Source organism: Fructobacillus papyrifericola (assembly GCF_018437235.1).
Taxonomy (GTDB): domain Bacteria; phylum Bacillota; class Bacilli; order Lactobacillales; family Lactobacillaceae; genus Fructobacillus; species Fructobacillus papyrifericola.
The window spans coordinates 314,783-337,189 of sequence record NZ_JAAMFJ010000002.1 but is presented as its reverse complement, the minus strand read 5'-3'; the positions used below and the strand labels follow the sequence as shown (position 1 = coordinate 337,189).

Here is a 22,407-nt window from a genome sequence, read left to right as displayed (position 1 = left end):
TCCGGGTACACAACGAATAGAAAATGACGTTTAGCGCCGCGTTAAGGCCAATTAAAGTGACCCCACAAAGGGGTAATTTAGGTGGTACCGCGGTTTTTGTCGTCCTAATCCAATTGGATTAGGGCGACTTTTTTAATTGTTATAGAAAAAAGGGGGAAGAACATGAATTTTATTGAAGACTTGAAATGGCGTGGGGCACTGAACCAAATTACAGATGAAGAAGGCTTGTTGAAGGCCATGGATGAGGGCCAAATTGGCGCGTATGTCGGAACCGATCCGACGGCTGATTCCCTGCACCTGGGCCACCTAATTCCCTTCATGGTTTTGAAGCGTTTTCAAAATGCTGGTGGGAAGGCCGTCATCATTGTCGGTGGGGCTACCGGATCAATTGGTGACCCCCGGCCAACAACGGAACGCAAATTGCTGTCAGACGAACAATTAAAGGAAAACGAAAAGGGCATTTCAGCCCAGGTCACCAAGCTCTTTGGGCAAAACGGTACGACGATTGTCAACAACGCCGACTGGTTGAACAACCTCTCCTTGCCAACCTTCCTGCGTGACTTTGGAAAGCTTTTTTCCATTAACGTGATGTTGAAAAAGGACGTGGTCGCCTCCCGTTTGGAAACTGGAATTTCCTATACCGAGTTTACTTACCAAATTTTGCAGGCGATTGACTTTTTGCACCTCTGGCAAGAAGAAAACGTTCGCTTGCAAATTGGTGGGTCTGATCAGTGGGGAAACATCACTTCCGGTGTTGATTTGATTCACACGGTGGAAGGAAACGATGCCCCTGCCTTTGGTTTGACGATTCCATTGATGACGGATTCAACTGGTAAAAAGTTTGGTAAGTCTGAAGGAAACGCCATTTGGTTGAACGCTGAAAAGACTTCGCCATATACCTTCTACCAGTTCTGGTACAACCAGGCCGATGCGGATGTCGTGAAGTACTTAAAGTACTTTACCTTCCTATCGAAGGAAGAAATCGAAGAGCTTGAAAAAGAAGTGAATGAAAACCCAGGTGCTCGTCTTGGGCAAAAGCGTTTGGCCGAAGAAGTGACGGCCTTTGTTCACGGACAGGCTGCCGTAGAAGAGGCGGAGGCTTTGTCAAAGGCCCTCTTTTCTGGTGACGTAGCCGAATTAACGGTTCAGCAAATCAAGGATGTCTTTTCAGGTGTACCGGGCTTTGAAACGAGTGCTGAGAAGCAAAACATCGTTGACTTCCTTGTCGAGGCCGGTATCGAAAAGTCCAAGCGCCAGGCCCGTGAAGATGTGACCAACGGGGCAGTCCGCATCAATGGTGAAAAAGTTACCGATGTGGCAGCCGAAATTGATCCAAAGGCTGCCTATGAAGGGCAGTTTGTGCTCGTTCGGCGTGGTAAGAAGAAGTACTTCTTGGGAACGGTTAACTAAACCGATTTGATTATTTTCGATAAATTTCCAAAATTAATAAAAATAAATGGAAAGTTTAACTTGAATTTAATCTGGGCGCACCATAATAAAAGCATGATATAGCAATATATCAAGAAGCCAGGTTCCTAGTCACTATAAATACTTCTCTCTAAACCTAATTTATACCTTCTCTCCCGTACTAGGAATCTGGTGATTGAATTGCTCCCCGAAAGGGGAGTTTTTTTTATGGAATGGTTAAACTTTGCCAAATATTAGGCGGTGATTTTGCCCTTTGTTATAATAGGGGCAACTCGAAATAAGTTAAAAGCTTGCTGTAGTTAAAGCAAGGCGTTTTACAAAAGGAGACGGTGCCTATGTCACTATTAGAATTGCGTCACCTGTCCAAGCACTTTGGTTCTTACAAGGCCTTGGACAACGTATCATTTTCTGTTGAACCCGGTCGAATTGTTGGTTTGATTGGACCAAACGGAGCTGGAAAGTCAACGGCCATGCGTGCCATGACTGGTTTGATGCGCTTTGATTCCGGAGAGGTGACTTTCGACGGACAAGCGGTCAAGTTTTCAAAAACCAAGGCCTTGGCGAAGATGGGGAACTTGATTGAGTATCCTGCCATTTATCCAAATTTCACGGCCGAAGATCACATGAAGTACTACGCCATGGATTCAAAGGATCCTGAAGATATCCATGAATTGATGAAACTAACCGGAATCGATGGTGATAATTTCGGTAAACGAAAGGCGAAGAATTTCTCCCTTGGAATGAAGCAACGGCTTGGAATTGCCATTGCCCTGGTTCGTAAGCCAAAGCTGGTCATTTTGGACGAACCAATGAATGGCTTGGACCCCCAGTCCGTCCGGGAAATCCGTGCCTTGATTCAGAAGTTGGCTGGCCAGGGAATTGCTTTTTTGATTTCCTCCCACTTGCTGGATGAATTACAACGCCTGGCTGATGACGTGGTCATCATCAATAAGGGGAAGATTATTCGTCGGGCAACAATGGCGGAATTCCTCTCGGAAGACAAGGCCCAAATTAAGGTGAAGACATCGGATAACCACGCCATGGTCAAAGCCGCTGAAGCAGCTGGTTGGCAAGTGGCGATGGGGAGCGAAGACGACGTGCTGATTACGGCTGAAGAGGGCGTTAACGCCCAAGCTGTCTTGGCCAAGGCAACGGAAGCTAATTTGGAAGTGCAAGATATCCAAACGGCAACGGTTAACTTGGAAGATCATCTGATGGAAGTGCTGTCTGAAAACAGCACCCGTGCCTAAGTTGTACGTAAAGGAGAACGCATGCTTACTTTATTAAAACAAGAATGGATGAAGGCCGTGAAGCAAAACCGCTTCTACATTTGGGCAATCCTGGCCTTTGTCACACCCATTGTGGTTTTGACCTGGTTGGTTCCAGCCGATTCACAGCAGGCTGGTTATTACAGCCTTGGTGGAGCTGGCTTGATTGTTGCCATTTCGGCATCGGTGATTTCCGCTCTGACTTTTACGCAGGAATTTAATTACGGGACCATTCGTCCCTTGCTTTCCCGCCAGTACTCACGCCTCCAAGTCTTTGTTGCCAAAATCATCATGATTGTCTTCGAGTACGTTTTGGTGCTGACTTCGGCGGTCTTGGGTACGCTGGCTGGCCGGCTCATTTTCCAAATGACTAACGGGACAACCGAAACCGAGATACAGTGGCAGCCCTTCCTGTTTAACCAGGTAATGGACGTGATTATGACCCTCTTTTTCTTCGCCATTGTCTTGATGGTGTCCAATCTGGTTAAGTCTACGGCAGCAGCCGTATCCATTGGTATCGTTTTGTCTGTGGCGACGTCCATTATTGCCGCAATCACGACTTTTTTGGTGCAGTTCTGGGAACCGCTGCGTTGGAACCCATTGACGGTGGAAGCCTTCCTTTCACAATTTAACGGTCAAAAAGTCCAAAATGAATACATGATGAACTATTTTGGAACGGATGTCTGGGTTGTTTGGGCAGTATACATCTTCTATTTAGTTGTGATTTATGTCTTAACTTACCTGATTTTCCGTCGTCGATCCGTATAATAAAAGAGCAGACGCTAGTCTGCTTTTTTATTTGTCTAAATCGCTAGGTCTGACTGCTTTTTTTTGCTACAATAAGCAAAGGAGTTACGCATGTCACGAGAAAAGAACGTCTTTAACGATAAACAACGTATTTTACGTCTATATTCTATCCTGATTTCTAAACAGGCGATGTCGGTTGATCAGATTGAAGACCTCTTCTTTGTTGGTCAAAAGACCGTCCAGCGAGACATTGCGGCCATTCGTGAGTTTCTAACGGACTTACAACAGGGCGAAGACGTCCAGTCCGAAGTGGTCTACGATCGGAAATTGAAAAAGTATAAGATAACCGAACGCGATCATCTTTTTGAAGTCTTTAATAAGATCAATTCAGAGGAAAATCCCTTTGATTTTTAAACAAAGAAAAGTCCTGCTCAGCTGAGCAGGACTTTTTTGATTCATTTTAGTGAACGAAGTAGGTTAAGAGGTCGGCTTCGGTTAGCTGATTCTTTTCTTCGTCCTTGACGTCTAAGACAATCTGGCCGGCGTTTAAGACAATTAAGCGATTACCATACTTCAAGGCGTCTTTTAAATTGTGGGTAATCATCAAGGCGGTTAGCTTGTTATCCTTGACTTGGTGGTTGGTGGCGGCCATCAACTGGTCCGAAGTCTTTGGATCAAGGGCGGCCGTGTGTTCATCCAATAGGAGTAAGCCAGGCTTTACCCGAGTTGCCATCAAGAAGGAAAGGGCTTGACGTTGCCCACCTGAAAGCGAACCGGTTGCCGTTTGAAGGCGGTCTTCCAAGTTATTGCCCATTGTCTTGGTTAGCTCGAAGTATTCGGCTAACTTCTGGCTGGTCAGCTTGCGGTTCTTCAAAGTCCGCTTAGACCCGCGCTTTTCTGCGAGTAAGAGGTTTTCTGCCACCGTCATCCGGGGAGCAGTGCCAAGCTTTGGATCCTGGAAGACCCGGGCTAAGAAGGAAGTCCGCTTAACAGCAGGCATCTGCGTAATGTCTTTGCCCTCGTGTTCAACTGAACCAGAAGTGATGGGTAAATCACCAGAAATGACGTTGAAGAGGGTCGACTTTCCCGCCCCGTTCGTACCAAGGACCGTGATAAAGTCCTCTGGGTAAATGTCCAGATTCAAATCGTTTAAGATCGTAGTGCCGTTTGGCACGGTGACTGTGGCATCTTTTAATGAAAATACAGGATTAGTCATTTACTTTACCTCCCATGTGCAGGACTTTATCAAGCTTCAGATACTTTCGAACCTGAGGCAGCATCATGGCCAGAGCCAAGATGATTGATGAAATCAAGTTCAAGTCGTTTGTTGAGAAGCCAAGTTGCAAAACGGCCAGGAGAACCAAGCGGTAGATGATGGAACCGATGACAACGGCCACCAAACGTTGGTTCAAGGACAGGTTTCCAAAGGCCACTTCCCCAATGATGATGGAGGCCAGGGCGATCACGATGATTCCGATTCCCATGTTAATGTCAGCAAAGCCGTTGTTTTGAGCGATAACGGCACCACCAAAGGCGATTAAGGCGTTTGAAACCATGAGGCCCATGATGGTCATGCGGTCGGTCTTGATACCAAAGGCGGCTGCCATGACTTTGTTATCGCCGGTAGCGATAAAGGCTTGACCGAGTTCGGTTTGCAGGAACCACATGAGGAAGGCCAAAAGCATGGAAATGACGATTAATCCAAGAACGACACCATCGAAGTACTTCGGCAGATCGGAGAGGAAGGGCACGGAGAAGATGGTCTTCTGATCCAAAAGTGAAATGTTGGCGGAGCCCATGATTCGTAGGTTAATCGACAGACAGGCCGTCATGACCAGAATACCGGCCAAAAGAATGGGGATCCGTCCCTTGGTGTAGAGGACACCGGTAATCAATCCGGCGATAGCACCAACAAAGAGGGCGGCAATGGTTGCTAAGAAGGGGTTTGTGCCATGGGCAATCAAGGCAACGGCCGTTGATGCACCCAAGGGGAAGGAACCTTCCACCGTCATGTCTGCAAAGTTTAGAATACGGAAGGTCAGGTAGAGGGCAACGCCGAGAATGGCCCAGAGAATACCCTGTGAAATGGAAGAAACGATGATGGACATTAGTAGACCTCCTTGTTTGCTTTGGCATTGGCCACGATGTCTTCTGGTAAGGTGATGCCAAGGTCGGAAGCCGTCTGCGTGTTAATGGCGTAGTTTCCCTTGGAGACCATTTGAACTGGCATGCCGGAGGCCTTTTCACCCTTTAAGATGCGGGCGGCCATTTGTCCGGCTTGGTAACCGACTTGGTATTGGGACTGTGAGTAGGTGACGAGGCCACCGTCTGCGACCATGGTGTCGTTTGACGGAATGACTGGCACGTTCCGGGCCTTTGCGGCCGATACCAAAGTCTTCATCGCCGTGGCCACGGAGTTATCCTGAGGCGCGTAGATGGCGTCGACTTCACCGGCCATCGTTGTGGCGACTTGGAGCATGTCGTTGGTTGACGAAATGGTGTAGGACTTGACGTTGTAGCCGGACTTTTGCAAGGCCTTCTTCATCTGCGCGGCGTTGTAAGTTCCACCGGCATCCGAAGTCGTCGAGATAATCCCGATCGTCTTCGCCTTTGGTAAGACTTCCTTAAAGACGGACACTTGCTTTTGGTAAGGGGAGTCACCGGCAACGCCCGTGACGTTCTTGCCGGGCTTTGAAAGCGAGTTAACCAGCTTGGCGCCGACCGGGTTGGTAATGCCGGCCAAGACAACGGGCGACTGGTTCTTTGAGGCCTGAGCCAGCGACAGCGCGGCGGGCGTTGCGATTCCAACGGTCAGGTCATCGTTTTTATTAATGAAGTCCTGGGCCATTGTCTTCAGGTTGGCCTGGTTGGCCTGGGCGTTTTGGTAAGCAATTTTGACGTTCTTACCATTTGTATAGCCCCCGGCCTTCAACCCATCGACAACTCCTTGATGGATTTGGTCAAGGGCGGGGTGGGTTACCAGTTGTAAGATGCCAACGGTTGGCACTTGATTATTTTTCTTGGCGCTGCTTTGCCCCTCAGTGAAAAAGGCGACGACCAAGAAGGCTAGGATAACCGAAGTGACGGTTAGTAGACGTTTATTCATCATTCTCTCCCTTAAATTGTGTACCCAGACAGAATTTTGGGCATAAAAAAAGTCTGCCTGGGTCATGTGTTATACCCAAACAGACTTTTAACCATTACGAAGAAGCCGGTTGGGACAATACTGTCGTCACAGCTTGTCCGTTAACCGAAAAGCTGCTTTCCTACCGGCGCCACCATTGGCGATTTACTTGTGATTGGAATGCAGTCATAAAAATGCTCCTAAAGTATTAAAAGTTAAACTAATCATACAAGAGGACCTGGCTTCTGTCAAGAAAAATGAAAATAAAAAAAGAAAACCTTGCGGTTTTCTCAGAAAAATTACTGAAAGAGCTTAAAACGTGCATCGTCTGCCAGGTAGGTCTTTTCGTCAGCAGGGGCTTCGATGGAGCCAAAGGGCATTTGACCACGAAGAACCCAGCTGTCAGGAATGTTGAAGGCTTCCTTGACGGCTTCGTCAATCAATGGGTTGTAGTGCTGCAAGGAAGCGCCAATACCGGCTTCGGCCAGGGCCATCCAAACGGAATAAAGGCCAATGCCCATTGCCTCTTCTGCCCAGTCGTCAAAGTTGTCAGCATACAAAGGAGCCTGTTCTTTCAAGCCGTCGACGATTTTTCGATCGGTAAAATATAAAACGGTTCCATAGCCAGATTGAAAGGCGCCCTTGACTTTGGCAGTCGTGGCGGCAAAGGCTTCCTCAGAAGGTGACACTTCTTTCAAGGCTGTCAAAGTCATTTCCCAGAGCTTTTCGTGTGAAGCGCCCGTTAACAAGACGGCTTGGACAGACTGTGAGTTAAATGGTGAAGGGCTGTTCTTCACACTTGTTTTAACCAAGTTGAAGAGTTCCTCATCGGTTTTGTTGACCTCTTTGCCGAGGGCGTAAATGGAGCGGCGCTTTGCCTGTAGTTCGTTAAATGTTGACATCTGCTTTCCTCACTTATGTATTTCATAAAAGTACATATGTTATAGTATACTAGTAATGATAAAAATACAAGGGGTTTTAACATGAAGCCATCTTTAAAATTAACCAACGCGATTCACATCTTAATTTACATCGCCCGGGCCGATAAGGAAACTAAGTTTTCTTCTAAGGAAATTGCGGCCTCGGTCAACACGAATCCTTCACGCATTCGAGCCTTGATGGCCGACATGCAGGCGGCCCAGATTATTAAGCGTGAGGGGGACCACTTCTCACGCCCCATCTTAGCTAAGCCGGCAAAAGACATTAACATGGCCGATGTTTTACGAGCGGTCGACCCTGATTCCTCCGTTTTTCCTTTGGATAACAAAGTCAACAACGACTGCCCGATTGCCAAACAGGTCAACCCGGTTCTTTCATCATATTACGATGCACTTGACCAGAGTCTGCTCCAGAAGATGGCCGGGATTTCCTTTGAAGAAATTCTAGAAGATGTTAATCAAAAAGCTGGTGTGACCCTCTGTCACACGGGGGATGCCTTAAATGCCTGAAAGCAAACCCCAAATTGAGCTGTTAGTCGTCTTCTTTGGCGGTATGATTGGCGGCGCTGCTCGTTATTTGTTGAGCCTGGTCCCCCTGGTTGGCACATGGCCAGCCATGACGGTCTTGATTAACACGGTTGGGACCGGCTTACTGGCCTGTTTGGCTGCCTACATGAAAGAAAAGCAGGAGAAGCCGGCTTACCTGCAGTCCTTCCTCGGAACGGGGATTTTGGGTGGCTTTACGACTTTTGGGGCACTCATGGTGGAAAGTCAGCAAATGATCAAAAATAGTCATTATCTGTTCTTAGTCCTCCTTTGGGTCGCCTCGCTTGCGCTGGCTTTTCTGGCTCTTCACTTTGGGGAAAAGTTCGGACGAAAGCTTTCTTATCCACAAGCAAAGGGGGCCGACCATGTGGCTTAAGCTTTTCTTGATTATGCTCTTAACCGGTTGCGGAGCTAGCTTACGTTCCTTGCTCTTGATGCTCTGGCCGCTTCGAAACGCTTATTTAACTGGGGTCTTTTTGGTGAACTTAACCGGTTCTTTTGTCTTAGGGCTCTGTGCCGGATTGCCCTTGGTTGGAGAAAGTGCCCTCATGATTGAAACCGGCCTGCTGGGTGGTTTTACGACTTTTTCATCGATGATGACGGAAAGTGCAACGAGGGGTTCCTGGCAAAAACAGGGTGCTTACCTGCTGCTTCAAATCATGGCGGGGTTTGCCGCATTTACACTTGGTTATTGCTTTCATTAGCATTCTGTTTTAACTTATTATAGGTACATAAGAGAAGATTTAGGAGAAAAACGATGTCAAAAATTGCTGTGATTGTTGATTCCTCAGCTGCTTTACCACAGGGAATTCGCAACTCCTACAACATTATTGAGGTATCGATTCCCATTTTGTTTGGGCAAGAAACCTTCATGGGTGGGCAGGATATTACTTCCGTTCCCCAATTATTAAAGATGATCGACGAAAAAGAAGACCTGCCAACGACCTCACAGCCCTCGCCCGCACAGTGGGAGAAGGCTCTGACGGAGGCCAAGGATGCCGGCTATGACGAAGCCATCATCGTGACCCTGTCATCCGGGATTTCTGGCGCCTTCCAGACGGCAACGGTGGTTGCTTCCGAATACGAAGGACTGAAGCGAGTCGAAGTCGTTGACTCCAAGTTGGTCAACATGCCCGAAGCTGATCAGGCTCTTTTGGCGGCTAAACTGGCTGACGAAGGTGCCGACATGGATCAAATCCTTGCGGCCGTTGCGGACTTTAAAAAGCACATGGGGATTCGCCTGGTGGTTAACGATATTTCCCACCTGAAGCGGACCGGCCGCCTTTCGCGCGGCCAAGCCCTGATTGGTGGCCTTTTGAACATCAAGCCAATTCTCGAATTCGATGTTGAAGGCGATGGTAAGATTGGTGCGGTCGGTAAGAGCCGCAAGATGTCGGGGGCTAAGGAGCAGATCCAAGAGGCCTTCGAGGAATACCTGTCCAAAGTCGACTTTCCGGTTCGGGCACACATTATCGATGCTGACAACCAGAAGTTGGCAGATAAGTGGCTGAAGGACTTCAGTACCAAGTACCCAACCGTTACCTTTGAACGGGCGCCAATGGATGCCGTTATCACGGTTCACACGGGCGAGGGGGCCATGGCGGTTGTCTGGTCAAGAGATTACAAGTCTTATAAAAAAGAAGCATAATAAAAAGGCAAGTCGTTTTTCCGACTTGCCTTTTTTCTTGGTAAAATGAATGGCTTAGAGTGACTTGATTCCCAGTGCAGGATCCAAGACGCCACCACGACCTGACAATGAGTAACGAAGGTACTTTTCGTTCAAATCAACCGTCATTTCATCGTCCATTTGATCCAATGAATATGGCTTAGCGTAAACCACACCCATGTTGGAATCAATGGTTGCACCGAATTCAGATAAATCGGTATCCTTGGGAACAAAGAGTAAGTTGAAGGACAAAGCAAGGGTGCAGTTAGCTTCATCTGAGAATGGGCCAACCCCGTCATCAAAGTCCAAAACCATCTTCTTGTCTGGTCCGGCAAGCTTTTCCAAACGAGCCTTTGCAGCATCACTAAACGTTAACTTCATGTGACGACCTCCTGTGTCTTCAATTTCTACTTAAGATTATAAGTAAAGTATAAAAGTCTTCAGCCAATTTGTCAATTGGTATAGTTTTGATTTTGTATTCCTTGGATTGCTTTTGCTAAAAAGGAAAAACTGGTATAAACTGTTAAAAAAGCATTTTACCCCCACTTTTCAGGAGTTAACATGAAAACCAGGACAAAAACGTATCAAATTGTCTATGAAGTCTTAAACGCCGTCACCCATGGGCTCGGCTTTGTGCTGGCCCTTGTGGCGGCGCTCTTTCTGGGGCTAAAGATTGCAAAAGAATCGGCTAGCCCGCTGGAAATCGGGGCGGTCACCGTTTACCTGCTCTCGATTTCACTCTTCTTGCTGGCTTCGACACTTTTCCACTCCCTGGTCTTCACTAAGGCTGCCAAAGTGTTCCAGTTCATGGACCACGCTGGCATCTACTTAGTGATTCTGGGATCCTATACACCATATACCTGGCTTGTCTTAAAACAACCAGTTGGCTGGATCATCTGGACGGCCATTCTCCTCATGGCCATGGCCGGCCTCGTCTACGACATCTTTTTTGTCGGCCGCTGGCCCTGGGTGGCCGTGACCATTTACCTGGTCATGGGTTGGCTCATTATTTTGGTCATGCCCATGATGTGGACTAGCCTGGCACCGGCCGCCTTTTGGCTCTTGCTGGCGGGTGGGGTGGTTTACTCTCTGGGAACGATTTTCTACTTAGTACCAGCCATTCCGATGGGCCACGTTTATTGGCATATCTTTGTCATCGTCGGTGCCGGATTGATGTATTTTTCCATTTATCAAAGCATTTGAACCACTTCGTTAACGTAATAAAGGATAAGCAAAAAAAGAAAGCCTCATGAATAAACTTGACTACCACTATCAGGACGCCTGGCGCTTCACGACCACGGCCACCTGCCAATCGCCAATTGATGTAGTGGCTGCAAGACTGTCGGATGGACCAGCAATGGTCATCGATTGGTCCGGCTTGCAGACAACTGCCATAAGCAAAAAAGAACAGGTCATCGGGGACCAGTTTTTTTGCCGGGGCAAGCTGCTGATTGATGGACAATCATTCGAACTGATCCGCTTCCACCTGCACGATGGCTTTGAGCACCTTTTTGATGGACAGGGTGGGACGGCCGAGCTGCACTTTGTTTTTGAACGGCCCGATGGGGGAACCTTGGTTTTGGCGGTTTTCTTCGATGAAGATGTCAGCGCAGCTGACCGTTTTAAAGACCTTTGTTCCGGTCAGCAGACCGAGGCCGATTTGCAGGACTTTTTACCAAAGAATGCCTCAACTATCATTTCATACCAAGGAACGCTCACAACGCCACCATTAAAAGAGGACGTTCAATGGCTCCTGGTTCAAGAACGCCTAACCATTAGTCCGGCCGATGTCTTGGCTTTGAAGCAGGCTTATCCCGAAAACCACCGAGCCGTTCAAGCCGATGGTGGCCGGGCGGTCAGTCGGCATAGCCTTCGTCTTCTTTCCAATCCTTGACCTGGTGTGCTTGAAAAGAGTAAAGTAAATAAGAAGAAAAAGCAGGACAACCCTTGTTGGCCCTGTTTTTATTTTGCTAAAGGAAGTTCATTATGAAAGAAGCAACGTTAAAACGAGCCGCCTTAGTTGTGGCGGCCGCCCTTTTTATGCAGATGCTGGATTCAACCATTGTGACCACAGCACTGCCACAGATTGCCATTGATCTGGGCGTCAACCCATCGACCGCCTCGCTTTTGGTCTCGGTCTACATGCTTTTTGCCGCTATTTTCATTCCCCTTTCGGGCTGGCTTTCCCGCCGGATGAGTCGCAAAGCGCTTTTCTTGCTGGCGGTAACCGTCTTTACCCTGTCTTCCGTGGCTGTCGGTCTGTTCGATAACTTGCTTTATATTTTGGTAATGCGGGCCCTGCAGGGAATGGCGGGTGCGATGATGATTCCGGTTGGAAAACTGATCATTCTTGAAAACGTGGAGTCAAAGAACCTCCTTCAGATTCTTTCCTTTCTGGTTTGGCCGGCTTTAATTGCCCCTGCCATTGCCCCATTGCTTGGTGGCTATATCGTCTCAGCGCTTTCCTGGCACTGGATTTTCTTCTTGAATCTGCCGATTGGACTGGGTATTTTGGTTGCTGGCTACTACTTGATTCACGATGAAAACGCCCGGCAAAAGACACCCTTTGACTTGCTTGGCTTTATCCTGGTGGCCGCTTCTGCCGGCTTAATCTTGATTGCCGCAGAATTGCTCTCGCACGGCTTGCAGACCCTTCTTATTGGTGCTTTGGTTCTGCTTCTCGGCCTGGTCTTGTCCGTCTTTGCCTTCTTGCACTTGCAAAAGGCAGAAGAACCACTCTTTGCCTTGGACGCTTTAAAAGTCAAATCTTTCCGCATCTACCAAACGGGGGGCTCCATCTTTTGGATGACAATTGGCGCGCTGCCATACCTGCTAACGCTCTTACTGCAGGTTCCTTTCCACTGGACGGCCGTTGAATCGGGGACTTACGTGATTTTCATCTTCCTTGGGAACTTGGCCATTAAGCCCTTTACGACACCCATCATCCGTAAAATGGGCTACAAGTACGCCTTGGTTTTGGCCCTTGGGCTTGCAACCATGGCGACTTTCCTAATGGCCGCCTTTAACCAGGAAACTGTTAAAATTTGGATTGCAACCGTTGCCTTCCTGTCAGGAGTGGGCCGTTCCCTTGCGCTGACATCCTACAACTCCTTGGCCTTTGCCGAACTGTCCAAGGAAGAAAAGAATGCCGCCAACACGTTGCAGTCGGTTATGCAGATGTTGTCGCAGGCCTTCGGGGTCGGCTTTGTTGCCACCCTCGTGGCGCTCTTCTCCCAAATCTTTGTCGTTAGCCTGGCCTATCAGGTGACGCTGTTCTTGGTCGGCTTGCTCTCGCTCTACCCATTGATTGAAGTGCTGACTTTGCCTAAGAACGTTGGGGATAAAACACTATAAAAAGTCTTATAAGTCCGCAATGCGGACTTTTTTATTGCAAAAAAATGAGAACTACTGGATAATGGCGGTAAGAATTCATGTTATAAAAGGGGGGCAACATGGCAAAGACGAGATTTCAAGACGACTTTTACCAGGCGGTGAACGGGGAGTGGATTGAGCAAGCGACCATTCCGGCCGATCGACCAGTCACAGGTGGCTTCTACGACTTGGTGGAAGGAATCGAAAAAGAAGAACGACGGGTTCTTGCTGCAATTGAAAAGGGCGAACAGCAGGTCCCAGAAGGTTTGGGCGAGTTTGTTAAGTTGCACCGCTTAACCAAGGATTGGCAAGGGCGCGAAGCGATTGAAACAGCGGAAGTAAAGAAGTTTTTGCAGCCGCTGTTGTCTTTGACTTCCTGGGCTGATTACCAGGAAAAAGAGGGGCTGTTGATTCAGAAGGGCTACACGACCCTTTTAGCCCCAACCATTAGTCCGGATTCAAAGAACACCAGTCGCAATGAACTTTGGCTGGCCAGCCCTGACTTGATTTTGCCCGATACGACTTCCTATCAGGACAAGGATCAAAAAGAGGCGCTTTTACAGACTTGGACTACGATGGTTGAAAGCCTTTTGCAACGCCTGGACTTGACGGAAGAGGGGGCGAAATGGGTAGACCAGGCGATTGCCTTGGACGCGCTCTTGGCCGACCGAGAATCCTCTTCGGAAGAACTTTCAGATTCGTGGAAGAACTATCACCCAATGACCCTTGCAGAAGCAAGTGAGAAGCTGCCGGAAGTAAAACTAGGTGAAACCTTGGCCACAATTTTGGGGCAGCAACCAGAAAAGGTGATTATCTATGACGGCCCCTTCTTTGATCGAGCATTTGAGCTTTATGCTGAAAAGAACTTTGACAAAATCAAAGGCTGGTTGCTTGTCCAAAACCTGCTTGAAGTGACGGCCTTCTTGGGAAACGACACCCGTGTCTTGGCCGGTAGCTACGGTCGGGCCCTTTCCGGGACGAAGGAAGCGATTAGCCCTGAAAAGTCGGCCTTCCGTCAGGCCAGGGCCTTCTTCAGTCAGGCAGTCGGCAAGTGGTACGGGGAGACCTACTTCGGACCAAAGGCCAAAGCCGATGTGGAACAAATGGTTCAGGAATTGATTCAAGTATACGAAGGCCGCTTTGATCAAATTGACTGGTTGTCGGAAGAAACACGGGCCAAGGCCAAGGTTAAGCTAGCGGCCCTCGGTGTCAAAGTCGGCTATCCTGAAAAACTGCCGGACTATTTGGCAAAACGACGGGTCGATGAAAAGGCCTCGCTAGTCGAAAACGTTCAGCGCTTTTCAGAAGAAGCGGTCAAAGAGCACTTCTCAAAGTGGGGCGAAAAGCCGGACAAGTCTCGCTGGGGCATGTCGGCGGATACGGTCAACGCTTACTATTCACCGGACTTTAACCACATTGTCTTCCCAGCGGCCATCCTACAGGCGCCTTTTTATGACTTGAAACAAACGGCCAGCCAGAACTTTGGTGGGATTGGGACGGTCATTGCCCATGAAATCACTCACGCCTTTGATACCAACGGGGCCCGCTACGATGAGCAGGGAAACCTGAAGGAGTGGTGGACTAAGGAAGACTTTGAACGTTTTGAAGAAAAGACAAAAGCAGTTGTCGAAGCCTTCGACGGCTTGGATTCGGCCGGTGCCAAAGTCAATGGCCACCTGACCGTGTCAGAAAACGTGGCCGACCTTGGTGGTGTCTCGGCTGCCTTGGCTGCAACGAAGGCAAGTGGCGATGCTAATCTCAAGGCCTTCTTTGAAAACTTTGCCACCCTTTGGCGGCAAAAGGCTGAACCAAAGTACTTGGCCTTGCTGGCCACGATTGATGTGCACGCCCCAGCCAAGCTGCGCACGAATGTCACCGTGAAGAACTTTGACGACTTTGCAAAGAGCTTTGCCGTTAAAGAGGGGGATGGCATGTACTTGGCTCCGGAGAAGCGGATCCAAATCTGGTAAAAAGTTCTTGAAAAACCTTGTCAGAGAACAGCTTTCTTGTTAATATAGAGAAGTTGTTTAAGACATGGGAGTGTAGCGAAGTCTGGCTAAACGCGACGGACTGTAACTCCGTTCCTTCGGGTTCGTAGGTTCGAATCCTACCGCTCCCATTGCCTCGCTTCAGGCAAATTTGAAGCATTGCCCCTTGGCCAAGTGGTAAGGCAGAGGTTTTTGGTACCTCCATGCGCTGGTTCGATCCCAGCAGGGGCAATCAAGTAAAAAAAGCAGACCGAAAGGTCTGCTTTTTTTGTGGACTGAAACTTATTTGGAATTTTTTGAACAACTTATTAGACTGTTCTTCCAATCTTGTTTAACATCATCAAACTCCCTATCCAAAGGCGTTTTAGTGGTGTAAGATAAGGATAAATTAAAGGGGAAAACTGGAAACTTCCCCGCAAAAGTTTCTTGGATAAAGTGGTGGAAGAGTGCTTTATCATTTTCGTCTGAAGGGATCAAAATGATGATGATTACTGCCTACCACGGAACTAGCAAAAAGAACGCTAAACAAATTCTAGAAAAAGGTTTTCGAATAAAAAGATGAAAAGCTTTATCCAAATGATTTGGGGCATGGTATCTATGGCTACATGGATAGTGAAACTGCAAGTGGTGATACGTACTTTATGCAGAGCGCAAAAGAGAGCGCGTTTCTTTTTGCAAAGCAAATTCGTAAGATAGCTGAAAAGGATGTGGCTATATTAAGAATGGACATTGAAATCAATAGTACCGAGTATCTTGATTTGAATGAAGTTGAAAATCGTAATCACGTTGTCCATCTTTACCAAGAAGTTTTGGCGGATTTATTGATTGATATTAGGATCAAATATCCTGTCAATCGGTCAAGTCGGCGAAAACAAATGGATGGTGTTGTGCTTGAGAAATTAAATCAAGATGCTTTGATGAACTTGCCAGAAGTTATCATAAAAGATACTTATACACGGTTTTCTGGTATACTTTCAAATTTTACCAATGGACGCGAAATTGTCATTCTAAATCCTAAAGTTATAAAAGCAATTCGACTCTTAAATGTTTAAACCAATAGTGGAGAAGAGAACATGATTATTAATGGACGAGAAGTTAAGGGGGTTATGTTGGGACCGGTTGACAAAGAAATGGTCCGAGAAAAATTAACCCCAAAAGTTCGCCAAGAGTGGTTGGAATTACTGGAGGAACAGGATCGCCGGATCGCCCAATGGGAGAAGGAGCACAACTTCTAAAGTTGTTGATTTTACCGACTTTTTTCCGGAGGCAAAAAATCTTTGCTTGGCCTACAGAAAGGAATTTTGTAAGGTAAAGGTAAAGATTTCTGGAGGCGGCGATAATGGAGTTTGGAAAACGGTTAAAAGCGCTAAGACAAGAAAAGGGACTGACTCAAGAAGACTTAGCGAAGGAATTTTACACGAGCTGGCAGAACATCTCGTCCTGGGAAAATGGCAAAAGTTATCCAAACATGACGGATTTGATTCGCCTTTCGGATTTCTTTGATGTCAGTTTGGATGTTTTCTTAAAAGAGGATGGACAGGTTCAGGAGAGCTTGGAAAAGGCGCCGGTAAAAAAGATCTTACGAAGTGTTTTGCTCACCTTAACTTTTTTGGACCTGTTATTTGCCATAGCCCTTCTCTTGAAGCATCTGAATGTGATTAATTTGGGAAAGATTGCCAGCATATTAATCACCCTTTCACTCTTTGTTGTCATTGCTGCGATTATTAATCTTCGACGCTTCGGCAAGGCCTTTGACATTGACATGACTTTTCCTTGGCAACTGCACCTCCGCAAGTAACAAAATGTACAAATTTAGCAGACCCTGCAGACATTTGCTAATATTTGCTTTATAATTGGTCTTGTTAAATAAAGTAATGATTTGGGAGGCAGACATGGCAAAATTGACTGTTCAAGATTTGAAGAATTTGGCCGGTAAGAAAGTACTGATGCGAGTGGACTTTAACGTCCCTATTAAGGATGGCGTTATCGGAAACGATAACCGTATCGTGGCTGCTTTGCCAACCATCAAGCACGTCATCAAGGAAAACGGACGTGCCGTTTTGTTCTCACACTTGGGTCGTATCAAGACCGAAGAAGATAAGAAGGAATTGTCATTGGCACCCGTTGCCAAGCGCTTGGGTGAATTGTTGGGACAAGAAGTCATCTTCGTTCCTGAAACCCGCGGTGCTAAGTTGGAAGAAGCTATCAACAACTTGCAAGATGGTCAAGTTTTGATGGTTGAAAACACCCGTTTTGAAGACGTGAAGAACGGCGAACAAGTTAAGCTTGAATCAAAGAACGACCCTGAATTGGGAAAGTACTGGGCTTCACTTGGTGACGACCTCTTCATCAACGATGCCTTTGGAACGGCCCACCGTTCACACGCATCAAACGTTGGAATCGCCTCAAACGTTGACCAAGCAGCTGCTGGTTACTTGATGGAAAAGGAAATCAAGTTCTTGGGCGATGCCGTTGATACGCCAAAGCGTCCATTTGTTGCCATCATTGGTGGTGCCAAGGTTTCTGACAAGATCGAAGTTGTTCAATCTCTGTTGAAGAAGGCTGACAAGGTCATCGTTGGTGGTGGAATGGCTTACACATTCGACGCTGCCAAGGGTTACAAGATTGGTAACTCATTGTTTGAAGAAGACAAGGTCCAAACTGCTAAGGACTTGATGGCAGAAGCCGGCGACAAGTTGGTATTGCCAGTTGATTCAGTTGCAGCCGACGCCTTCTCAAACGATGCCAAGACTGAAATCGTCGATGGTGCTGCTGGTATCCCTGATGGTTACATGGGTCTTGATATCGGTCCTAAGTCAGTTGAATTGTTCAAGAACGTCTTGAACGATGCCAAGACGGTTGTTTGGAACGGCCCAATGGGTGTCTTTGAAATGCCAAACTTCGCCAAGGGTACTTTGGCCATTGGTGAAGAACTCGTGAAGGTTACGGAAAAGGGTGGTACGACCATCGTTGGTGGTGGTGACTCAACGGCCGCTGTTCAAGCCTTGGGTGTGGCCGACAAGTTGTCCCACATCTCAACGGGTGGTGGTGCTTCACTTGAATACCTCGAAGGTAAGGAATTGCCTGGTATCGCTTCATTGACGAACAAGTAAATTTAATTTTAAAAAGTCGGCTTCGGCCGACTTTTTTAGTGGATGACGAATAATCGATCAAGAATGGAGAACATGATGGGTAAACCGAAAACTGGAATCTTCTTAGCAGTTATTGGCGCTTTTTTCTGGGGAGCCTCTGGTACGGTTGCGGAAGCCCTGTTTCATCAGCAAACAGTTTCAGCCACTTGGTTAGTTGGTTTACGCCTTTTTTCCGCTGGTATTTTGCTCTTGCTACTAGCAAAGGGATTGCGTCTATCCATTTTTTCGATTTGGCAGAATCGTAAATCGGCAATTTTGCTTCTCTTGTTTGCTTTTCTAGGGATGTTACCCTCTCAGTTGGCCTACTTCATGGCCATTCAATATGGGAATGCACCGACGGCAACGGTGCTACAATTTTTAGGGCCGATTTTTATCATTCTCTACTTAAGTTTTGCTAGTCACACTTGGCCGAGCCGAGTGAAAATGCTGTCAATCATGCTAGCAGTTGCTGGGACCTTTCTTTTAGTAACAAATGGGCGCTTCGATACCTTATCCTTTGCCTTACCAGCAATTTTATGGGGGATCGGGGCCGGGCTAAGTCAAGCTTCCTATACCCTATTGCCAAAAGAGCTACTTGAAGAATTTGACGCCACGGTTGTCGTTGGCTGGGGAATGTTCCTCAGTTCCTTACCATTTCTTCCGACTTTGGTTCGGGAACCCGTCAAAGTCGATCAGCCGCAAACAATTTTAAGTGTCCTCTTTATTATCTTGTTTGGGACAATGATTGCTTATTTGTTCTATTTAAAGTCGACCCAGTACATCTCGCCTTCAATCACCGGAATGTTGAGTGCGGTGGAACCGCTGACAGCAACGGTGATGTCCCTGATTTTCTTGGCTACGCCGCTTGGTGGCATTCAACTAATCGGAGGGGGAATGATTCTTTCGACCGTCTTTATTCAGTTTGGATTTAAGGACGTGGAATAAGCAAGCGGTTTTCGGTAAAGTCGGCTTCGGCCGACTTTTTTGCTGTCCAAAGGATGAGGCAAAATTTCGGGTGTGCATTTTGTGACAATGGTATCTTTCTAAATTGGATAGGCGTATAATGGATACAACGTAAATTATGGAGAGGTGTACTGTGGCAAACGAGCAAAAAGTCCGCGAACAAGAATACCTAGATCAAACGCTGAAGCAAATCGACTTGGCCCAATTGGAGGCGCAAGAAGAGATTAAGAAGTCCAAGGGCTCACTTTCAGACGTTGCTTCCGGCTGGGACGATGTCCGTGTCAAGACTTCCACTTATTCTGGAATTGTCGAGACCGCGATGTCGATTCGCCAGCAACAGCAGGCCATTGAAGAACGCCAATCCGCCAAGTCCCGTGCCGAAGACCGCTACCAGACTTTGGCCAAGCAGAAGGAAAAACCCTACTTTGCCCGCATCGACTTTATCGACGATGCCGAAGAGAAAAGGGAGAAGGAAACGGTCTACATCGGCCTGGCCTCCTTTGCAGACGATGACGGCAAGTTCTGGGTCTATGATTGGCGAACGCCAGTTGCCTCGATCTACTATGATGGCGGCCTTGGTAAAGTCGATTACCAAACACCGGCTGGTAAGCAGACGGCAGACGTGACCTTAAAACGGCAGTTTGAAATCGAGAAGGGTGTAATTGTGACCCTCTTTGATACGGAAGAGGCAATCGGGGATGCCATGCTCCTGAACGCTCTGTCTGGTGAATCGACAACCAAGATGAAGTCGATCGTCACCACCATTCAAAAGGAGCAAAACAAGATTATCCGTAACACGGATGCCGATTTGCTCTTTGTCCAAGGGGCGGCCGGTTCTGGTAAGACCGCGGCCATCATGCAGCGCGTTGCCTACTTGCTCTACCGCTACCGCGGAAAACTGAACTCTGGTCAGGTGGTGATGTTTTCACCTAACCAGCTCTTTAACGACTACGTTGACCAAGTCCTGCCCGAACTTGGTGAACAAAACTTGGTTCAATTGACCTTCTACCAATACGCCTCCCATCGCTTGCCACGCTTTGAAGTGCAAACTCTGGAAGAGCGCTTTGAGAGCAACCACCAAAACGAAAAGATTGAACGCCTACTGGGTTCCTTGGACATGTTCAAAGCCGTTCGGGCCTACGCAGAGGACCTGAATCAATCCGGCCTCAAGGTGCGGAATTTGAACTTCCGTGGGGACGTGCTCCTTTCAAAGGAGAAGATTCAATCGATTTACTACCAATATAATGAAAACTATAAACTGTCCCAGCGTCTCGAGGCCACCCAGGAAAGCCTGATTCGTTCACTGCGTTCCCAGGTTGGTGCGCAGATGAAGCAAGACTGGGTTGAATTAGCCATCGAAAACCTGTCAAAGCAGGAATACGATGAAATGGTTGGTGCCGGACAGGTCCGCCTGGGGGATGATGAAGTCAACGATGCCGGTGACTTGACCCGCCTCCACCAGTTGGGAGAAGGGCCAAAGGAAAGAACCTTTGCCTCCGACAAGCAGGAACGAAACTTCCTGGCTAAAAAGATTGTCACCCAGGCATTGCGGCCATTAGCAAAGCGAGTTCGTCGAGCCGGCTTCATTAACATTAACGCCCAGTTCGTCGACTTGCTTCGGGCCTTGCCAAAGTATTTGTCACTGGCTGATTACCAAATTAGCGAAGCAGAATGGCGGACTTATGTCGATGCCTTCGTTGCGTCTTTGAAGGAGAAAAAGCTTTCACTGCCAGCAACGACTATCTACCTGTACCTCTATGATTTGATTACTGGAAAGCACGGACAGCGCGAAATTCGTTACCTCTTCATTGACGAAATTCAGGACTACACGCCTTTCCAGCTGGCCTTTTTGAAGTTCTCCTTCCCAAACGCCAAGTTTACAGTCTTGGGCGACTTGAACCAGGCCATCTTTACGCAGGACTGGGCCTCTTCTTTGGAAGAGGACTTTGCCTCCCTCTTTGACCCTGACAAAGTCGACTTTGTCGAATTGACGCAGACCTACCGGTCAACCAAGCAAATCACGGACTTTTCAAAGGGCCTGCTACGGGATGGTAAGACCATCGAGGCCTTTAACCGGTCCGGTGATCTGCCGGTCATGAAGTTGGCAAAGACTGAAGGGCAAGCGATTGACGAAGTTAAAGCTCAGTTAATAAAGAACGCGCAAGATGGGGAACAGACAGCGATCATTACCCAAACCCTGGCTGAAGCAAAGGCCCTGGCAAAGGAATTGGCCGATCAAAAGATTACGCTGATTCGTTCCGAAAACCAGCGTCTTGCACCCGGCGCCGTAATTTTGCCTTCGTATTTGGCCAAGGGCTTGGAGTTTGACGCCGTCATTGTTTGGCAGGCTGATGCTTCTCACTACAGTGAAGAAAACGTCCGCCGCTTGCTCTACACGGTCACTTCCCGTGCGATGCACCGGCTGACTTTGATTGGATCAGGCCAACTGTCACCAATGATTGAGGAGCTGCCAAAGAGTCTCTACAAGTTGGAGGATGGCCATGCTAAATAAAGTAATTGAACGCTTGAAAAAGTCCCAAACGGGGGCTTTTTTTACCGTTGGGATAACGGGTTCGGTGGCCGTTGGTAAGTCGACTTTGGCTGAGCGTTTGGCCAGTGGCTTAGAGGCCGTCGGCTACCGGGTAGCTGTGCTATCAACGGACGCCTTTTTGAAGAGCAACCGCCAACTGCACGAAGAGGGAATCTTTGATGAAAAGGGCTTTCCCAAAAGCTACGATCTAGAAGGCGTAGAAAAGCTAATCAAAGCCTTTGCTGCTGGTGAAAAAATTCAAAAAACCGCTAGTTATTCACAGACTTTGGCAGACATTGTGCCCGGTAAGGAAATGTTTGTTAATCGGCCGGACATTCTGATTCTAGAAGGGGTGGTTGCCTTGCAGCTCCCAAGTGACTTGCTGGATGCGACTTTCTTTATTGAAGCCGACATGGCAGATGTGAAGGACTGGTATTTGGAACGCAATCTGCTGGCCACGGTTAAATCCGTGAACGAACCGGCTTCCTGGCGGGCTCAGTATGCCGATATGCCGTTGGTCGACTTTTACCGCTTAGCCATGTCGGTTTGGGAAAAAACCAATCAGAAAAACTACGTTGACTACATTGTTAAAACGAAGGCCAAAGCCGATTGGGTTCTGAACCTTGATCATTACCACCAGCTGGTCGCAGTTGAAGCCGGGAAACGCTTGGCAGAAGGATAAACTTTGTGCAGATTTTCGATTAGT

The 22,407-nt window shown here is 47.7% G+C and carries 24 protein-coding genes and 2 tRNA genes; 21 read left to right on the top strand and 5 right to left on the bottom strand.

The genetic code is table 11. From position 1 onward, the window contains the following. Positions 1-162: 162 nt before the first annotated feature. From tyrS to G6R28_RS05305, 4 genes are all read left to right on the top strand, one after another. On the top strand, positions 163-1,410 hold the full coding sequence (gene tyrS / locus G6R28_RS05320) for a tyrosine--tRNA ligase (RefSeq protein WP_213793197.1): 1,248 nt from the start codon (positions 163-165) through the stop codon (positions 1,408-1,410). A gap of 353 nt (positions 1,411-1,763) precedes the next feature. Beyond that, complete coding sequence (locus G6R28_RS05315) at positions 1,764-2,678, top strand: ABC transporter ATP-binding protein (protein WP_213793196.1); 915 nt, start codon at positions 1,764-1,766, stop codon at positions 2,676-2,678. Between the two features lie 21 nt (positions 2,679-2,699). Further along, entirely contained in the window at positions 2,700-3,464 is a 765-nt protein-coding gene (locus tag G6R28_RS05310; protein ID WP_213793195.1) for an ABC transporter permease, read from the top strand. A gap of 90 nt (positions 3,465-3,554) precedes the next feature. Next, positions 3,555-3,857, top strand: a complete 303-nt coding sequence (locus G6R28_RS05305; protein ID WP_213793194.1) for a kinase — start codon at positions 3,555-3,557, stop codon at positions 3,855-3,857. Positions 3,858-3,903: 46 nt separating this feature from the next. Here G6R28_RS05305 and G6R28_RS05300 read toward each other — a convergent pair whose 3' ends face one another. The 4 genes from G6R28_RS05300 to G6R28_RS05285 form a co-directional block, all read right to left on the bottom strand. Beyond that, positions 3,904-4,659: an ABC transporter ATP-binding protein gene (locus G6R28_RS05300; RefSeq protein ID WP_213793193.1), complete on the bottom strand. Its 756-nt coding sequence runs from the start codon at positions 4,657-4,659 to the stop codon at positions 3,904-3,906. Beyond that, entirely contained in the window at positions 4,652-5,551 is a 900-nt protein-coding gene (locus G6R28_RS05295) for an ABC transporter permease (protein WP_213793192.1), read from the bottom strand. Before G6R28_RS05295 ends, G6R28_RS05300 begins: the two co-directional genes overlap by 8 nt. Continuing rightward, complete coding sequence (gene trpX, locus G6R28_RS05290) at positions 5,551-6,549, bottom strand: tryptophan ABC transporter substrate-binding protein (protein WP_213793191.1); 999 nt, start codon at positions 6,547-6,549, stop codon at positions 5,551-5,553. The genes G6R28_RS05295 and trpX overlap by 1 nt, the downstream gene beginning before the upstream one ends. Positions 6,550-6,866: 317 nt before the next feature. Next, positions 6,867-7,469, bottom strand: a complete 603-nt coding sequence (locus tag G6R28_RS05285; RefSeq protein ID WP_213793190.1) for a nitroreductase family protein — start codon at positions 7,467-7,469, stop codon at positions 6,867-6,869. An 81-nt stretch (positions 7,470-7,550) separates the two neighbouring features. Here G6R28_RS05285 and G6R28_RS05280 point away from each other — a divergent pair, with 81 nt between their 5' ends. Genes G6R28_RS05280 through G6R28_RS05265 form a run of 4 tightly spaced genes read left to right on the top strand, consistent with a single transcriptional unit; the run spans position 7,551 to position 9,699 of the window. Further along, positions 7,551-8,015 carry an RrF2 family transcriptional regulator gene (locus G6R28_RS05280; protein ID WP_213793189.1) on the top strand — a complete coding sequence of 155 codons (465 nt, stop codon included), beginning with the start codon at positions 7,551-7,553 and terminating at the stop codon, positions 8,013-8,015. Next, entirely contained in the window at positions 8,008-8,427 is a 420-nt protein-coding gene (locus G6R28_RS05275) for a fluoride efflux transporter FluC (RefSeq protein ID WP_213793188.1), read from the top strand. Before G6R28_RS05280 ends, G6R28_RS05275 begins: the two co-directional genes overlap by 8 nt. Beyond that, positions 8,417-8,755, top strand: coding sequence for a fluoride efflux transporter FluC (locus tag G6R28_RS05270; RefSeq protein WP_213793187.1), 339 nt, complete (start codon positions 8,417-8,419; stop codon positions 8,753-8,755). Before G6R28_RS05275 ends, G6R28_RS05270 begins: the two co-directional genes overlap by 11 nt. A 53-nt stretch (positions 8,756-8,808) precedes the next feature. Further along, a complete protein-coding gene (locus G6R28_RS05265; protein ID WP_213793186.1) occupies positions 8,809-9,699 on the top strand; it encodes a DegV family protein in 891 nt (296 codons plus the stop codon). A 54-nt stretch (positions 9,700-9,753) separates the two neighbouring features. Here G6R28_RS05265 and G6R28_RS05260 read toward each other — a convergent pair whose 3' ends face one another. After that, positions 9,754-10,098 carry an iron-sulfur cluster biosynthesis family protein gene (locus G6R28_RS05260; RefSeq protein WP_213793185.1) on the bottom strand — a complete coding sequence of 115 codons (345 nt, stop codon included), beginning with the start codon at positions 10,096-10,098 and terminating at the stop codon, positions 9,754-9,756. 180 nt (positions 10,099-10,278) lie between these two features. Here G6R28_RS05260 and trhA point away from each other — a divergent pair, with 180 nt between their 5' ends. The 13 genes from trhA (at position 10,279) to G6R28_RS05195 (ending at position 22,383) form a co-directional block, all read left to right on the top strand. Continuing rightward, positions 10,279-10,920, top strand: a complete 642-nt coding sequence (trhA, locus tag G6R28_RS05255) for a PAQR family membrane homeostasis protein TrhA (RefSeq protein ID WP_213793184.1) — start codon at positions 10,279-10,281, stop codon at positions 10,918-10,920. A gap of 46 nt (positions 10,921-10,966) precedes the next feature. Continuing rightward, positions 10,967-11,611: a carbonic anhydrase family protein gene (locus G6R28_RS05250; protein ID WP_213793183.1), complete on the top strand. Its 645-nt coding sequence runs from the start codon at positions 10,967-10,969 to the stop codon at positions 11,609-11,611. A 92-nt stretch (positions 11,612-11,703) separates the two neighbouring features. Continuing rightward, complete coding sequence (locus G6R28_RS05245; protein WP_213793182.1) at positions 11,704-13,071, top strand: MFS transporter; 1,368 nt, start codon at positions 11,704-11,706, stop codon at positions 13,069-13,071. A gap of 98 nt (positions 13,072-13,169) precedes the next feature. Next, entirely contained in the window at positions 13,170-15,059 is a 1,890-nt protein-coding gene (locus G6R28_RS05240) for a M13-type metalloendopeptidase (RefSeq protein ID WP_213793181.1), read from the top strand. A gap of 66 nt (positions 15,060-15,125) precedes the next feature. After that, positions 15,126-15,208 (top strand) — tRNA-Tyr (locus tag G6R28_RS05235). 29 nt (positions 15,209-15,237) lie between these two features. Next, positions 15,238-15,309: transfer RNA gene (locus G6R28_RS05230), tRNA-Gln, on the top strand. 373 nt (positions 15,310-15,682) lie between these two features. Then, on the top strand, positions 15,683-16,129 hold the full coding sequence (locus tag G6R28_RS05225; protein ID WP_213793180.1) for a hypothetical protein: 447 nt from the start codon (positions 15,683-15,685) through the stop codon (positions 16,127-16,129). Between the two features lie 21 nt (positions 16,130-16,150). Further along, entirely contained in the window at positions 16,151-16,312 is a 162-nt protein-coding gene (locus G6R28_RS05220) for a hypothetical protein (RefSeq protein WP_213793179.1), read from the top strand. 104 nt (positions 16,313-16,416) lie between these two features. Further along, entirely contained in the window at positions 16,417-16,875 is a 459-nt protein-coding gene (locus G6R28_RS05215) for a helix-turn-helix domain-containing protein (protein WP_213793178.1), read from the top strand. Positions 16,876-16,969: 94 nt separating this feature from the next. After that, entirely contained in the window at positions 16,970-18,190 is a 1,221-nt protein-coding gene (locus G6R28_RS05210) for a phosphoglycerate kinase (protein ID WP_213793177.1), read from the top strand. A 75-nt stretch (positions 18,191-18,265) separates the two neighbouring features. Continuing rightward, positions 18,266-19,153 carry a DMT family transporter gene (locus G6R28_RS05205; protein ID WP_213793176.1) on the top strand — a complete coding sequence of 296 codons (888 nt, stop codon included), beginning with the start codon at positions 18,266-18,268 and terminating at the stop codon, positions 19,151-19,153. A gap of 151 nt (positions 19,154-19,304) precedes the next feature. Then, positions 19,305-21,683: an RNA polymerase recycling motor HelD gene (helD, locus tag G6R28_RS05200; RefSeq protein WP_213793175.1), complete on the top strand. Its 2,379-nt coding sequence runs from the start codon at positions 19,305-19,307 to the stop codon at positions 21,681-21,683. Next, complete coding sequence (locus G6R28_RS05195; protein ID WP_213793174.1) at positions 21,673-22,383, top strand: nucleoside/nucleotide kinase family protein; 711 nt, start codon at positions 21,673-21,675, stop codon at positions 22,381-22,383. The genes helD and G6R28_RS05195 overlap by 11 nt, the downstream gene beginning before the upstream one ends. The last annotated feature ends 24 nt before the right edge of the window (positions 22,384-22,407 follow it).